The organism is Citrobacter sp. Cpo109, assembly GCF_030332565.1.
Taxonomy (GTDB): Bacteria; Pseudomonadota; Gammaproteobacteria; order Enterobacterales; family Enterobacteriaceae; genus Citrobacter; species Citrobacter portucalensis.
Genome location: NZ_JAOWHQ010000049.1, coordinates 1 through 14,305, shown reverse-complemented (window position 1 = coordinate 14,305; position 14,305 = coordinate 1). Strand labels below are relative to the sequence as shown.

Below are 14,305 nucleotides of genomic sequence, written 5' to 3'. Positions count from 1 at the left end.
TATGTAAGCCGGATAAGGCGCAAGCGCCATTATCCGGCAATATTCACTCAAGGGGTGTGAGTCATATTTTTTGGTAGACAAGGAGAGGCGCGTGAGGCGATTGCCGGGGATTTTACTGCTCACTGGAGCCGCATTCGTTGTCATCGCAGCGCTGTTGGTCAGTGGACTGCGCCTTGCGTTACCTCATCTTGATAGCTGGCGTCCGGCCATTCTTGGCAAGATTGAATCCGCCACAGGTCTGCCTGTTTCCGCCAGCCAGCTTTCTGCCAGCTGGCAAAATTTCGGTCCTACGCTTGAAGCGCGTAATATCCATGCGCAGCTGAAAGATGGGGGAGAATTTTCGGTAAAACGCGTCACGCTGGCGCTGGATGTCTGGCAAAGTTTGCTGCACATGCGCTGGCAGTTTCGCGATCTCACCTTCTGGCAACTTCAGTTGCGCACCAATACTCCTATCCAGCGCAGTGAAGGCGGAGATGGGATTGAAACCGGCCATCTCAGCGATCTCTTCCTGCGTCAGTTTGACCATTTCGATCTACGCGACAGCCATATCAGCTTTATAACCCTCTCAGGTCAACGTGCTGAACTGGCGATCCCACAGCTTACCTGGCTGAACGGTAAAAATCGGCATCGCGCCGAGGGTCAGGTCAGCCTCTCCAGCCTGACCGGACAGCACGGCGTTATGCAGGTGCGTATGGATCTGCGTGATGACGAAGGGCTGTTGAATAACGGTCGGGTCTGGCTGCAGGCAGATGACATCGACGTCAAACCGTGGTTGGGCAAATGGATGCAGGATAATGTCGCGCTGCAAACCGCGCGTTTTAGCCTGGAAGCATGGATGACGATCAGCAAAGGCGTCGTTTCTGGTGGCGATGTCTGGCTAAAAAAAGGCGGGGCAAGTTGGCTGGGTGAAAATCGTACGCACACGCTCTCCGTCGATAATCTGACGGCGCACATCAGCCGTGAAGAAGCGGGCTGGCAATTCTCTATTCCCGATACCCGTATCACCATGGATGATAAACCCTGGCCGAGCGGGGCATTAACGCTGGCCTGGATCCCTGAGCAGGAAGTCGGTGGCGAGAATAACAAACGCAGTGATGAGCTACGCATTCGCGCCAGTAATCTGGAACTGGCCGGGTTAGAAGGACTGCGTCCGATGGCGTCCAGGTTATCGCCTGCGCTGGGTGATATCTGGCGGGCCACGCAACCCAGCGGCAAAATAGATGTGCTTGCGCTGGATATCCCGTTACAGGCGACAGAAAAAACCCGCTTCCTGTCCTCGTGGACCGATTTGGCCTGGAAACAGTGGAAGCTGCTGCCGGGGGCAGAACATTTCTCCGGTACGCTTGCGGGAAGCGTTGAAAATGGGGCGCTCACCGCCTCCATGAAACAAGCAAAAATGCCGTATGAAACCGTCTTCCGCGCGCCGCTGGAAATAGAGAACGGCGTGGCGACGCTAAGCTGGCTGAAGAATGATAAAGGCTTCCAGTTAGACGGGCGCAACATTGATGTTAAAGCGAAAGCGGTACATGCGCGCGGTGGTTTTCGCTATCTGCAACCGGCTGATGATGATCCATGGTTGGGCATTCTGGCAGGCATCAGCACCGACGATGGCTCTCAGGCCTGGCGCTACTTCCCGGAAAACCTGATGGGCAAAGAGCTGGTTGACTACCTCAGCGGCGCTATTCAGGGCGGCGAGGCGGATAACGCCACGCTGGTGTATGGCGGTAACCCGAATCTGTTCCCGTATCTGCACAACGAAGGGCAGTTTCAGGTCCTGGTGCCGCTACGCAATGCGAAATTTGCTTTCCAGCCCGACTGGCCTGCGCTAACCGATCTTAATATCGAACTAAACTTCATTAACGATGGCCTGTGGATGAAGACGGATAGCGTCAATCTGGGCGGCGTGAAGGCCAGTAACCTGACGGCTAATATTCCCGACTATGCAAAAGAAAAGCTGCTGATTGATGCCGATATCAACGGGCCAGGCAAGGCGGTTGGACCTTATTTTGATGAGACACCATTGAAGGATTCTCTCGGCGCCACGCTGGAACAGTTGCAAATTGACGGTGATGTGAATGCTCGCTTACATCTTGATATTCCGCTAGACGGCTCGCTGGTTACTGCCAAAGGCGACGTCAACCTGCGTAATAACAGTCTGTTTATTAAACCGCTCGACAGCACGATGAAGAATTTGAATGGTAAATTCAGCTTTATCAACGGCGATCTGAAGAGCGAGCCGATGACGGCGAACTGGTTTAATCAGCCGCTGAACGTCGACTTCTCCACCACCGAAGGGGCGAAAGCCTATCAGGTAGCCGTGAACCTGCAAGGCGACTGGCAACCAACCCGCATGGGGATTTTACCGGCGCAGGTCAACGATGCGTTACGTGGCAGCATGGCGTGGAATGGCAAGGTGGGTATCGATCTTCCGTATCATGCCGGGCCGACCTACGACATTGAGCTAAAGGGTGACCTGAAGAATGTAAGTAGTCACTTACCTGCTCCGCTGAATAAAGCGGCCGGTGAGGCGTTGCCGGTAAACGTTAAGGCTAACGGCAATCTGCGCAGCTTTGAACTGACCGGTAATGCTGGCAGTAAGAACCACTTTAACAGCCGCTGGTTGCTGAATCAGAAACTGACGCTTGACCGCGCTATCTGGACGTCGGAAAGCCGCACTGTGCCCGCGTTACCCGATCAGCAAGGCATTGAGCTTAATCTTCCCCCTATGGATGGCGCGCAATGGCTGGCATTGTTCCAAAAAGGCGCAGCGGATAACGTTGGCACTAATGCCAACTTCCCACAACGCATCACCGTGCGTACGCCATCGTTATCCCTGGGCGGTCAGCAGTGGAATAATTTGAGTATTGTGTCTGAGCCTGCGAGCAATGGCTCTATCGTACAGGCGCAGGGTCGTGAAATTAACGCCACGCTGGCGATGCGCAATAATGCGCCATGGTTGGCCAATATTAAGTATCTTTATTACAACCCCAGCGCGGCGAAAGCGTCACCGGGCAACACACCAGCCTCGCCGTTTTCCGCCGTGGACAACTTCAGCTTCCGCGGCTGGCCGGACCTTCAGTTACGCTGTGCCGAGTGCTGGATGTGGGGACAGAAATATGGGCGTATTGACGCCGATGTAGCAATTAAAGGCGACACGCTAACGCTGAGCAACGGTCTGTTGGATACGGGATTTGCCAGACTGACCACCGATGGCGTGTGGGTGAATGCGCCGGGCAAAGAACGAACGTCACTGAAGGGTAAACTGAGCGGTAATAAAATTGACTCCGCTGCCAGTTTCTTTGGCGTATCGACCCCGATTCGTAACTCTTCGTTCAACGTGGAGTATGACCTGCACTGGCGTAACCCGCCATGGGATCCGGATGAAGCTTCGCTGAATGGGATTTTGCGTACCCGGTTGGGCAAAGGTGAGCTTACTGAACTCAGCACCGGACATGCGGGGCAACTATTGCGACTGCTGAGCTTTGATGCGTTGCTACGTAAACTGCGTTTTGATTTTAGCGATACCTTCAGTGAAGGTTTCTATTTCGACTCGATTCGCAGTACGGCGTGGATCAAAGATGGCGTGATGCATACCGACGACACGCTGGTGGACGGTCTGGAGGCAGACATTGCGATGAAAGGCTCAGTGAACCTGGTCCGTCGGGAGCTGGATATGGAAGCCATTGTCGCGCCTGAAATTTCTGCCACCGTAGGGGTTGCCGCTGCGTTTGCTGTCAATCCGATTGTCGGCGCGGCGGTGTTTGCTGCCAGTAAGGTTCTGGGACCATTGTGGAGCAAAGTTTCGATTCTGCGCTATCGCATCACCGGTCCGGTCGATAAGCCGCAGATTAACGAAGTTCTGCGCCAGCCGCGCAAAGAAAGCCAGCAATGATTTGACGGGGGCGAGTAATTGCCCCAATCTCAGTACAGTGATCTTCTACCGCAGTCCGTAGGCCGGAAAAGGCGTTCACGCCGCCATCCGGCATTGAAGTGCCTGATGGCGACGCTGGCGCGTCTTATCAGGCCTACAACAGAAACTAATGAGTACCAAAACGATGAGTCTGAACCTGGTAAGTGAACAATTGCTAGCAGCGAATGGCCTGAAACATCAGGATCTGTTTGCCATTCTGGGCCAACTGGCCGAACGCCGTCTTGACTACGGCGATCTCTATTTTCAGTCGAGCTATCACGAATCCTGGGTTTTAGAAGACCGCATCATTAAAGACGGTTCTTACAATATCGATCAGGGTGTTGGCGTGCGCGCCATCAGCGGCGAAAAAACAGGGTTTGCCTATGCAGACCAGATTAGCCTGCTGGCGCTGGAGCAAAGTGCTCATGCTGCCCGTACTATCGTGCGTGACAACGGTGACGGCAAAGTAAAAACGCTGGGAGCGGTTGAGCATCAGGCGCTTTACACCTCGGTTGATCCGTTACAGAGCATGAGCCGCGAAGAGAAACTGGATATTCTGCGTCGCGTTGATAGCGTGGCCCGTGCCGCCGACAAACGCGTCCAGGAAGTAACCGCCAGCCTGACCGGTGTTTATGAACTGATCCTGGTAGCCGCGACCGACGGTACGTTGGCCGCTGACGTTCGTCCGCTGGTACGCCTGTCCGTAAGCGTACAGGTGGAAGAAGATGGTAAGCGCGAGCGCGGCGCTAGCGGTGGTGGCGGTCGTTTTGGCTATGACTATTTCCTGGGCGACCTCGATGGTGAAGTCCGTGCTGACGCGTGGGCGAAAGAGGCCGTACGCATGGCGTTGGTTAATCTGTCCGCAGTAGCAGCGCCTGCTGGTACGCTGCCGGTAGTACTCGGCGCTGGCTGGCCTGGCGTTCTGTTGCATGAAGCGGTAGGTCATGGTCTGGAAGGCGACTTTAACCGTCGTGGTACCTCGGTATTCAGCGGTCACATGGGTGAGCTGGTGGCGTCGGAACTGTGTACCGTTGTGGATGATGGCACAATGGCGGACCGTCGTGGCTCTGTGGCTATTGATGATGAAGGCACTCCGGGTCAGTACAACGTGCTGATCGAAAACGGTATTCTGAAAGGCTACATGCAGGACAAACTGAACGCGCGCCTGATGGGCGTTGCGCCAACGGGTAACGGTCGCCGTGAATCTTACGCGCACCTGCCGATGCCACGTATGACCAACACCTACATGCTGCCTGGGAAATCCACGCCGCAGGAAATCATCGAATCCGTTGAATACGGTATTTATGCGCCTAACTTCGGCGGCGGCCAGGTGGATATCACCTCCGGGAAATTCGTGTTCTCGACGTCTGAAGCGTATCTGATTGAAAACGGTAAAGTAACCAAACCGGTGAAAGGCGCGACGCTGATTGGGTCTGGTATCGAAGCGATGCAGCAGATTTCAATGGTAGGTAACGACCTGAAGCTGGATAACGGGGTTGGTGTGTGCGGTAAAGAAGGGCAGAGTTTGCCGGTGGGCGTGGGCCAGCCGACGCTGAAGGTGGATAACCTGACGGTAGGTGGTACTGCATAACATCATGATGTATGCCCGATAAGCACTAGTGCTATCGGGCATCTTTCCGGACGCGGTGTCAACGCCTTATCCGGCCAATGCTCTTTTTATTTCTCTTTTCCCCGGCCGTACATCCCCTGAAAAAGCTGCGCCACATCGACAAAATAATCCGTCAGATAGTTAATCACTACCTGGACCTTGAGCGGCAATTTGTCTTTTTCGGTATACAGCGCATAGACCGGACGCGGATCCGACTGGTAGCGGGGAAGGAGGATCTCCACTTCGCCACGATTGATCTCATTGATCACCCACATCAGCGGAACATAGGCAATGCCCGCACCCGCAGCCAGCCAGCGCACCAATGTCATCGGATCGTTAGTCACAAAACGACCCTCTGGGATCAGGCGGGTGGAAATTCCTTCCGGAGCGATAAGCTCGAATTCATTATCCGGGCGCACGCTGTATTCCAGCCACGAGTGGTTGCTGAGATCGGCGGGTTTCTCCGGGGCACCAAACTGTGCGAGATAGCTTTTAGCCGCGCAGACTACCATCGGCATGGCACCCAGGCGACGCGAGAACAGACTGGAGTCCTGCAACGCACCGACGCGGATAACCACGTCCAGACCATCGGCGATTAAATCCGGGGCCGGGATGCCTGTTACCAGATTTACCGTCAGACCGGGGTATTCCTTCAGCATTGTCGCGGTCAATCCGGCGAGGACATTTTGTGCCATGGTTGAAGAACAACCAATGCGCAGCGTGCCGATGGGCGTGTTGTTAAAGGCATAAAGCTGCTCGTGAACATCCTGCGCTTCGTGCAGCATTCTCCGGCAGCCCTGGTAGTAGATTTTACCGGCTTCGGTCAGCCCAATGCTGCGTGTACTGCGGTTTAGCAGCTTAACCTGTAGCTCATCTTCCAGTTTGGAGACCGTCTGGCTTATCGATGAAACGCTCATTTGTAGCTGTCTTGCGGCGGCGGTGAAGGAACCCAGTTCGACGACTTTGGCGAACACCGACATACGTTTTAATCGTTCCATTGTTCACTCTGGCTTAAAAGTGATTTAGATCACATAATATAGATAACAGCATAACAGTTACGTTAATATATTATTATTCAAATAACAGCTATGTCGCTCTCGCCTGGCTCATCCTTGCCCTTCTCTGCGGTGACATACGCTAGAAAATCTATCACCTGCACTCTCTTAAGTTACCAAGGTCAACATGAGTCTGTTTCCCGTTATCGTGGTGTTTGGTTTGTCCTTCCCACCGATTTTTTTCGAATTACTTTTGTCACTGGCGATTTTCTGGCTGGTGCGCCGGATGCTGGTTCCAACCGGCATCTATGATTTTGTCTGGCATCCGGCTCTGTTTAACACCGCGCTGTATTGCTGCCTGTTCTATTTAATAACGCGCCTGTTCGTTTGAGGTTGAAGTGAAAACACTAACAAAAAAACTCTCCCGTACGGCCACGACTCTCGTACTGGTCATTCTGGCCTTCATCGCTATTTTTCGCGCATGGGTGTATTACACCGAGTCGCCATGGACACGTGATGCGCGTTTCAGCGCGGAAGTTGTCGCTATTGCGCCGGATGTTGCGGGTCTTATTTCCAACGTTAACGTCCATGATAACCAACTGGTGAAAAAGGATCAGATTCTGTTCACCATCGATCAGCCACGCTACAAGAAAGCCCTTGAGCAGGCCGAAGCTGATGTTTCTTATTATCAGGTTCTGGCCCAGGAAAAACGCCAGGAAGCTGGTCGTCGTAACCGCCTGGGCGTGCAGGCCATGTCTCGTGAAGAGATTGACCAGTCAAACAACGTCCTGCAAACCGTATTACACCAGCTTGCGAAAGCACAAGCGACCCGCGACCTGGCAAAATTAGATCTGGAACGTACCGTCATTCGCGCACCAGCAGACGGTTGGGTCACTAACCTGAACGTTTATAGCGGCGAATTTATTACGCGTGGTTCCACAGCGGTGGCACTGGTCAAACAGCATTCTTTCTATGTGCTGGCTTATATGGAAGAAACCAAACTAGAAGGCGTTCGCCCTGGATATCGTGCTGAGATCACCCCGCTTGGCAGTAATAATGTCTTAAAAGGCACCGTTGATAGCGTGGCGGCGGGGGTAACAAATGCCAGCAGTACGCAGGATGCAAAAGGTATGGCGACCATTGATTCAAATCTGGAATGGGTGCGCCTGGCGCAGCGTGTACCGGTGCGAATCCGCCTTGATGAGCAGCAGGGAACTCTGTGGCCTGCCGGGACGACGGCTACCGTTGTCATTACCGGTAAGCAGGACCGTGATGCAAGCCAGGAGTCCTTCTTCCGTAAAATGGCGCACCGCCTGCGTGAGTTTGGTTAATCGCGATGGGTATTTTCTCCATTGCCAACCAGCATATCCGCTTTGCGGTAAAACTGGCATGCGCGATTGTACTGGCGCTGTTCGTTGGTTTTCACTTCCAACTTGAGACTCCGCGTTGGGCGGTGCTGACTGCAGCTATTGTGGCGGCAGGCCCGGCCTTTGCTGCGGGTGGGGAACCCTATTCAGGGGCTATTCGCTATCGCGGCATGCTGCGTATTGTCGGGACATTTATCGGTTGTATTGCCGGACTGATCATTATCATCAGTATGATCCGCGCTCCGTTATTGATGATACTGGTGTGCTGTATCTGGGCCGGTTTTTGTACCTGGATCTCGTCACTGGTGAAGATCGAGAACTCCTATGCCTGGGGGCTTTCGGGCTATACAGCGCTGATCATCGTCATTACCATTCAGGCTGAACCGCTGCTGACGCCACAATTTGCGCTCGAACGTTGCAGTGAAATTGTGATGGGGATTGTCTGTGCCATTGTGGCCGATCTGCTTTTCTCTCCCCGTTCGATAAAACAAGAGATTGATGTTGAGCTGGACAGCCTGCTGGTGGCGCAATATCAACTGATGCAGTTGTGCATTAAGCACGGCGACAGCGAGGTTGTGGATAAAGCCTGGGGCGATTTAGTCCGTCGTACGGCAGCGCTGGAAGGTATGCGCAGTAACCTGAATATGGAGTCTTCACGCTGGGGGCGTGCTAACCGCAGGCTTAAAGCATTGAACACGCTGTCGCTCACGCTCATCACGCAGTCCTGTGAAACCTATCTTATTCAGAACACCCGACCGGAACTGATTACTGATACTTTCCGCGAGTTGTTCGATACGTCGGTTGAAACGGCGCAGGATGTCCATAAACAGCTGAAGCGGATGCGTCGGGTGATTGCCTGGACTGGCGAGCGCGAAACGCCGGTCACCATATACAGCTGGGCGGGGGCTGCGACGCGCTACCTGCTGCTCAAACGTGGTGTGGTGAGTAATACCAAGATTAGCGCTACGGAAGAAGAGATCCTGCAAGGTGAGCCGGTGGTGAAAGTGGAGTCTGCCGAGCGTCATCATGCGATGGTTAACTTCTGGCGTACCACGCTTTCTTGTGTGCTGGGAACCTTATTCTGGTTGTGGACCGGATGGACCTCCGGCAGCGGCGCAATGGTGATGATTGCGGTCGTCACCTCGCTGGCAATGCGTTTGCCAAATCCTCGCATGGTGGCGATAGACTTTATCTATGGGACATTGGCAGCGTTACCGCTCGGAGCGCTCTATTTCCTGGTGATTATCCCCAATACGCAACAAAGTATGTTCCTACTGTGCCTGAGCCTGGCGGTGCTGGGATTCTTTCTGGGGATTGAGGTACAGAAACGACGGCTGGGATCGATGGGGGCGCTGGCCAGCACTATTAATATCATTGTGCTGGATAACCCGATGACCTTTCACTTTAGCCAGTTCCTTGACAGTGCGTTGGGGCAAATTGTTGGCTGCGTGTTGGCGTTTATCGTCATTCTGCTGGTGCGTGATAACTCTCGTGACAGAACGGGCCGCGTGTTGCTCAACCAGTTTGTCTCGGCGGCGGTTTCAGCGATGACCACCAACGTAGTCCGTCGTAAAGAAAATCATCTTCCGGCACTTTATCAGCAGCTTTTTTTGCTGATGAACAAGTTTCCCGGCGATCTGGCTAAGTTTCGCCTGGCGCTGACGATGATCATCGCGCACCAGCGCCTGCGTGATGCGCCGGTACCGGTAAACGAGGATCTATCCGCATTCCATCGCCAGCTTCGTCGAACTGCCGATCACGTAATTTCAGCAGGAAATGACGACAAGCGCCGACGCTACTTTAGCCAGTTACTGGAGGAGCTTGATATCTACCAGGAAAAATTAATTATCTGGCAAGCACCACCGCAGGTTACCGAGCCAGTAAAACGACTCAGCGGGATGCTGCACAAATACCAGCATGCGCTGGTCAGTAATTAAGAGTTGAAAACCGACGCTAAAAGCGTCGGTTTTTTTATGGCTATACTTACCTGAAAATGCGAGAGACCCCTGAATATTGGCGGTCTGTAGAGTAGCTGGCGTCGGGATGGTGGTTATAGATGAACATCTATACATTTGATTTTGACGAGATAGAAGATCAGGGCGATTTCTATCGCGAGTTCACGCGCACGTTCGGTCTGGCGCGGGAAAAGGTGGTTGATTTGGATTCTCTGTGGGAGGTGGTGATCGGGGAAGTCTTGCCGCTGCCGCTGGAAATTGAATTTGTCCATTTGCCTGACAAACTACGCAGGCGATACGGCGCATTGATTTTACTGTTCGATGAAGCGGAAGAAGAGCTGGAAGGGCAGTTGCGTTTTAACGTTCGTCACTCAATGTAAGACATAAAAAAGCCCCCGGCAGGCGGGGGCAAGTCGTCGGACTTAGACGACGAGGGTTTATTTGTAGAGTTCTGCAGTAGCGTGCCAGTGAGCACCTTCACGGAGTTCGGTGACGCGATAGCTGCTGGCGCCTGCTTTTTCAGCTTTAGCGGCGATGGCCTGGCGCATGTCCATTGGTGAACTACCGATCTGAGAGACGGAGACGCTACCGATGGATTGCAGATTCTGTGCTTCTTGTGAGTTCACCTGAGTAACCGCGGCGCTTGCACCGAAGGAGAGAACAGAAAGAAGGCTTAAGGTTGCAATAGTAGTTTTGATTTTCATGATATTTACCTCGTCGAATTCTTTTATTGGGGTCTATGTTTCGTGACCCTCATCACAAAATCAAGTATACACTAATCACCCGATAAATTAATACCACGCTAATTGTTTCATTGGGTTTTGAGTATTAAGAAAATGATTTCTTATAACTCAATGGAATTAAAAAGAGCATTTTAAACAGCTTGTACAAATTAAATTTAATTAAATCATGCAGATACTTGATTTTGCAAAATGTGCGTTTTTAAGGCTGCATATTCACCATGTGAATGTATTTTGATGGTTAAACGCACCATTTGTTAAATCAATAGCAGTGGAAAAGAGAAGGAGGGGGATGAAAAGAGAGTGTTTTCCCCCGCCGCGAGGCGGCGGGGAGGCGGTATTACAGTTCTTGTTCGAACAGTTCCAGAATGGCTTCGTACAGATCTTTTACCGTAAAACCCTTAGCTGGGGTGGTGAAGATGGTATCGTCACCGGCAATCGTACCCAGGATACCTTCCGCTTTCCCCAATGAGTCCAGCAGACGTGCAATCAACTGAGCAGCGCCGGGGCTGGTATGAATAACCACAACCGCATCGTTATAGTCGATATCCAGCACCAGATTTTTCAGCGGACTGGAGGTCGTGGGTACGCCCAGCTCAGCCGGAAGGCAGTACACCATTTCCATTTTCGCATTGCGGGTACGCACGGCGCCAAATTTGGTCAGCATGCGTGAAACCTTGGACTGATTGATATTATCAAAGCCCTGATCCTGCAACGCGAGGACGATTTCGCCTTGAGAGCTGAACTTTTCTTCTTTAAGCAGCGCTTTAAACGCCTTTACTAATTCTTCTTGTTTTGCCGAGCTTCGCATAAGTCACCCGTAATATGGCGGTAGAAACAACATTATTGTGCATACAGATGAATTTTTATGCAAACAGTCTGCCTTGTTCAAGGCTGAAATAATGTTATGAAAGAGCGGAATTTTATCAAATTTCGTTATCAAGAAACATGCCTGTGTCACGGCTCGCAAATAAGGTTAAAAGTAAATTAAATGTTATCAAATTGATGTTGTTTTGAGAGGTGGGTAGGGTATATTGTCAGCACCTGTTGGAAAGTTGCTCTACTGTGTGGGTGGTTTTGAATTACGTAACTTAGGTTTTATTTTACGTAAGTTAAATGCATAAAAGCCAAATTTGCGTGACTACGCATTCTTGACGCGTGGTTGTTGTATTCATTGGATTTGTGAATTAAGGTCGCCGCCGCGGAGCAATAGACATTTTGCTTATCAATATAATAAGGAGTTTAGGATGAAAGTTGCAGTCCTCGGCGCTGCTGGTGGTATCGGTCAGGCGCTAGCATTACTGTTAAAAACCCAACTGCCTTCAGGTTCAGAACTCTCCCTGTACGACATCGCTCCAGTAACACCTGGTGTGGCCGTTGATTTGAGCCATATCCCTACTGCTGTGAAAATCAAAGGCTTCAGCGGCGAAGACGCTACCCCTGCACTGGAAGGTGCTGATGTGGTACTGATCTCTGCGGGCGTCGCACGTAAACCGGGTATGGATCGTTCCGACCTGTTCAACGTCAACGCCGGTATCGTGAAGAACCTGGTCCAGCAAGTTGCTAAAACCTGCCCGAAAGCGTGTATCGGTATCATCACCAACCCGGTGAATACTACCGTTGCTATCGCTGCAGAAGTGCTGAAAAAAGCAGGCGTATACGATAAGAACAAACTGTTTGGCGTGACCACGCTGGACATCATCCGCTCCAACACCTTTGTTGCGGAACTGAAAGGCAAACAACCTGGCGACGTTGAAGTTCCGGTTATTGGCGGCCACTCTGGCGTAACCATCCTGCCACTGCTGTCACAAATTCCTGGCGTAAGCTTCACCGAACAAGAAGCCGCTGACCTGACTAAACGTATCCAGAATGCGGGTACTGAAGTTGTGGAAGCCAAAGCTGGTGGCGGTTCTGCAACCCTGTCTATGGGTCAGGCTGCTGCACGTTTCGGCCTGTCCCTGGTTCGCGCATTGAGCGGCGAAAAAGGTGTGGTTGAATGTGCTTACGTTGAAGGCGACGGCCAGTATGCTCGTTTCTTCTCTCAGCCGCTGCTGCTGGGTAAAAACGGCGTAGAAGAGCGTCAGTCTATCGGCAAGCTGAGCGCGTTTGAACAAAGCTCGCTGGAAGGCATGTTGGATACGCTGAAAAAAGATATTACTCTGGGCGAAGAGTTCGTTAAGTAACGCGAAGAAAGGCCTGCGTGTATTTGTAGGCCTGATCAGCGTAGCGCCATCAGGCATTACGTACTAACTCTCTACGATATCGCCTAATAAAAACCGGAGCCAACATGAACTGCACCCAAAAAGTTGGACACCCAACGAAGTAAGGTGCAGTTTTTTATGAGCAAGTATTCTCTCAGCTTCAAGCTTGAGGTTGTGCAGCACTATCTTTCCGGGCTGGAAGGACAGGAGGCGACTGCAAAACGTTTTGGTATCGATCACAGTGCCGTTCGTAAATGGTCTGCTACCTGGAAGCTCCATGGCGAAGCCGGGCTTACAACCCGGCATTTCACCTATTCTCCTGCTTTTAAAGAGTCCGTTATCCTGCATATGCGTGAACACCAGCTGTCTGTTCGCGAAGTCTGTGCAAAATTCACTATCCCTGCCTTTTCCACTGTTAGTCAGTGGGAACGACTGTATGATGAAGGGGGATTAGAAGCCCTTACAGACAGTCGACGCAGGAAAAAAACGATGCCAGAACGCCCTGAGAATCACCCCGTCCCTCCTTTGCAGACCCCTCTTGCTCCGGATGAACGTGAGGAACTTGAACAACTGCGTGCTGAAGTGGCATATCTAAAAAAGCTGCAGGCCTTACTCAGGGAAAGAAGCACGTCAGGACGCGGGATAAAGCGCAGGTCGTGAATGAGTTAAGGCTGAAGTTCCCTCTTGCACGCTTATTAAAAGCTGCAGGGCTGGCAAGAAGCACGTTCTACTGGCAACTGGCCAACGGTAAAAAACCAGACAAATATGCCGATGATAAGCAGCATATTTTAACGCTGTTCCATAAACATAAAGGACGGTATGGATACAGGCGAATCACGCTGGCTGGCCGCCGGGAAGGAAGCTTACTGAACCATAAAACGGTTCAGAGGTTAATGAAGGTGTTAGATTTAACCTGTTGTATCAGAAGGAAGAAATATAACTCTTACAAAGGCCGGCATGGGAAAGTTGCGGGTAATGTACTGAACCGGCAGTTCAGTGTGGATAAACCCAACCAGAAGTGGGTAACAGATGTCACGGAATTTAAAATAAGCGGAGAAAAGCTGTATCTGTCCCCGGTTCTGGATCTGTATAACGGAGAAATAGTAGCGTATCAGATGGAGTCCCGTCCTCTTCTGTCGATGGTGGATAACATGCTGTCGAAGGCTATATCTGTACTGGGCAAAAACGAATACCCGCTGCTCCACTCAGATCAGGGCTGGCAATATCAGATGGCGCATTATCAGAACCGGCTAAAGGAGGCGGGTCTAAAACAGAGCATGTCAAGAAAGGGAAACTGTCATGACAATGCAGTGATGGAGAGCTTCTTCGGCACACTGAAATCTGAGTGTTTTTACCTCACGGAACACAAGAATATCAGCGAGTTGCGCATGGCTATCGATGACTACATCCACTATTACAACCATGAAAGAATAAAACAGAAACTGAAAGGCCTGAGTCCGGTAGAGTACCGAACCCAGGCCCAGATAACCGCTTAAAATAAACTGTCCAACATTATGGGGTCAGTTCA

11 protein-coding genes are annotated in these 14,305 nt (G+C 51.7%); 8 read left to right on the top strand and 3 right to left on the bottom strand.

The window, feature by feature from the left end; genetic code table 11:
- Positions 1-91 precede the first annotated feature (91 nt).
- Positions 92-3,892 carry an AsmA2 domain-containing protein YhdP gene (gene yhdP / locus OGY71_RS06225; protein WP_003828821.1) on the top strand — a complete coding sequence of 1,267 codons (3,801 nt, stop codon included), beginning with the start codon at positions 92-94 and terminating at the stop codon, positions 3,890-3,892.
- 163 nt (positions 3,893-4,055) lie between these two features.
- Positions 4,056-5,501, top strand: a complete 1,446-nt coding sequence (gene tldD, locus OGY71_RS06220; RefSeq protein ID WP_003828819.1) for a metalloprotease TldD — start codon at positions 4,056-4,058, stop codon at positions 5,499-5,501.
- A gap of 86 nt (positions 5,502-5,587) precedes the next feature.
- Here tldD and aaeR read toward each other — a convergent pair whose 3' ends face one another.
- A complete protein-coding gene (aaeR, locus tag OGY71_RS06215) occupies positions 5,588-6,517 on the bottom strand; it encodes an HTH-type transcriptional activator AaeR (RefSeq protein WP_003828817.1) in 930 nt (309 codons plus the stop codon).
- Positions 6,518-6,701: 184 nt separating this feature from the next.
- Between aaeR and aaeX the strand changes: the two genes are divergently transcribed.
- The 4 genes from aaeX (at position 6,702) to OGY71_RS06195 (ending at position 10,216) form a co-directional block, all read left to right on the top strand.
- Positions 6,702-6,905 carry a p-hydroxybenzoic acid efflux pump operon protein AaeX gene (aaeX, locus tag OGY71_RS06210; RefSeq protein WP_003828816.1) on the top strand — a complete coding sequence of 68 codons (204 nt, stop codon included), beginning with the start codon at positions 6,702-6,704 and terminating at the stop codon, positions 6,903-6,905.
- 7 nt (positions 6,906-6,912) lie between these two features.
- A complete protein-coding gene (aaeA, locus tag OGY71_RS06205; RefSeq protein WP_003828814.1) occupies positions 6,913-7,845 on the top strand; it encodes a p-hydroxybenzoic acid efflux pump subunit AaeA in 933 nt (310 codons plus the stop codon).
- Between the two features lie 5 nt (positions 7,846-7,850).
- On the top strand, positions 7,851-9,818 hold the full coding sequence (gene aaeB / locus OGY71_RS06200; RefSeq protein ID WP_003828813.1) for a p-hydroxybenzoic acid efflux pump subunit AaeB: 1,968 nt from the start codon (positions 7,851-7,853) through the stop codon (positions 9,816-9,818).
- Between the two features lie 119 nt (positions 9,819-9,937).
- A complete protein-coding gene (locus tag OGY71_RS06195) occupies positions 9,938-10,216 on the top strand; it encodes a barstar family protein (RefSeq protein WP_003025168.1) in 279 nt (92 codons plus the stop codon).
- A 57-nt stretch (positions 10,217-10,273) separates the two neighbouring features.
- Here OGY71_RS06195 and yhcN read toward each other — a convergent pair whose 3' ends face one another.
- Together yhcN and argR are read right to left on the bottom strand one after the other, a co-directional pair.
- Complete coding sequence (gene yhcN, locus OGY71_RS06190; protein WP_003828812.1) at positions 10,274-10,540, bottom strand: peroxide/acid stress response protein YhcN; 267 nt, start codon at positions 10,538-10,540, stop codon at positions 10,274-10,276.
- A gap of 376 nt (positions 10,541-10,916) precedes the next feature.
- On the bottom strand, positions 10,917-11,387 hold the full coding sequence (argR, locus tag OGY71_RS06185) for a transcriptional regulator ArgR (RefSeq protein ID WP_003025162.1): 471 nt from the start codon (positions 11,385-11,387) through the stop codon (positions 10,917-10,919).
- 436 nt (positions 11,388-11,823) lie between these two features.
- On the opposite strand from argR, the gene mdh reads away from it, so the two are divergent.
- Together mdh and OGY71_RS06175 are read left to right on the top strand one after the other, a co-directional pair.
- Positions 11,824-12,759, top strand: a complete 936-nt coding sequence (gene mdh, locus OGY71_RS06180) for a malate dehydrogenase (RefSeq protein WP_008785953.1) — start codon at positions 11,824-11,826, stop codon at positions 12,757-12,759.
- A 156-nt stretch (positions 12,760-12,915) separates the two neighbouring features.
- Positions 12,916-14,273, top strand: a protein-coding gene (locus tag OGY71_RS06175) for an IS3 family transposase (RefSeq protein ID WP_286612912.1) whose coding sequence is annotated in 2 segments (ribosomal slippage) — positions 12,916-13,378 and positions 13,378-14,273 — 1,359 coding nt in all. Because the reading frame shifts where the segments join, the coding sequence is not laid out codon by codon here.
- The last annotated feature ends 32 nt before the right edge of the window (positions 14,274-14,305 follow it).

What these genes read in the sequence shown, in the direction of transcription:
- mdh (WP_008785953.1), top strand. Translation starts at nt 11,824, where the DNA reads ATGAAAGTTGCAGTCCTCGGCGCTGCTGGTGGTATCGGTCAGGCGCTA.
- aaeR (WP_003828817.1), bottom strand. Translation starts at nt 6,517, where the DNA reads ATGGAACGATTAAAACGTATGTCGGTGTTCGCCAAAGTCGTCGAACTG.
- yhcN (WP_003828812.1), bottom strand. Translation starts at nt 10,540, where the DNA reads ATGAAAATCAAAACTACTATTGCAACCTTAAGCCTTCTTTCTGTTCTC.
- argR (WP_003025162.1), bottom strand. Translation starts at nt 11,387, where the DNA reads ATGCGAAGCTCGGCAAAACAAGAAGAATTAGTAAAGGCGTTTAAAGCG.
- aaeX (WP_003828816.1), top strand. Translation starts at nt 6,702, where the DNA reads ATGAGTCTGTTTCCCGTTATCGTGGTGTTTGGTTTGTCCTTCCCACCG.
- tldD (WP_003828819.1), top strand. Translation starts at nt 4,056, where the DNA reads ATGAGTCTGAACCTGGTAAGTGAACAATTGCTAGCAGCGAATGGCCTG.
- aaeB (WP_003828813.1), top strand. Translation starts at nt 7,851, where the DNA reads ATGGGTATTTTCTCCATTGCCAACCAGCATATCCGCTTTGCGGTAAAA.
- OGY71_RS06195 (WP_003025168.1), top strand. Translation starts at nt 9,938, where the DNA reads ATGAACATCTATACATTTGATTTTGACGAGATAGAAGATCAGGGCGAT.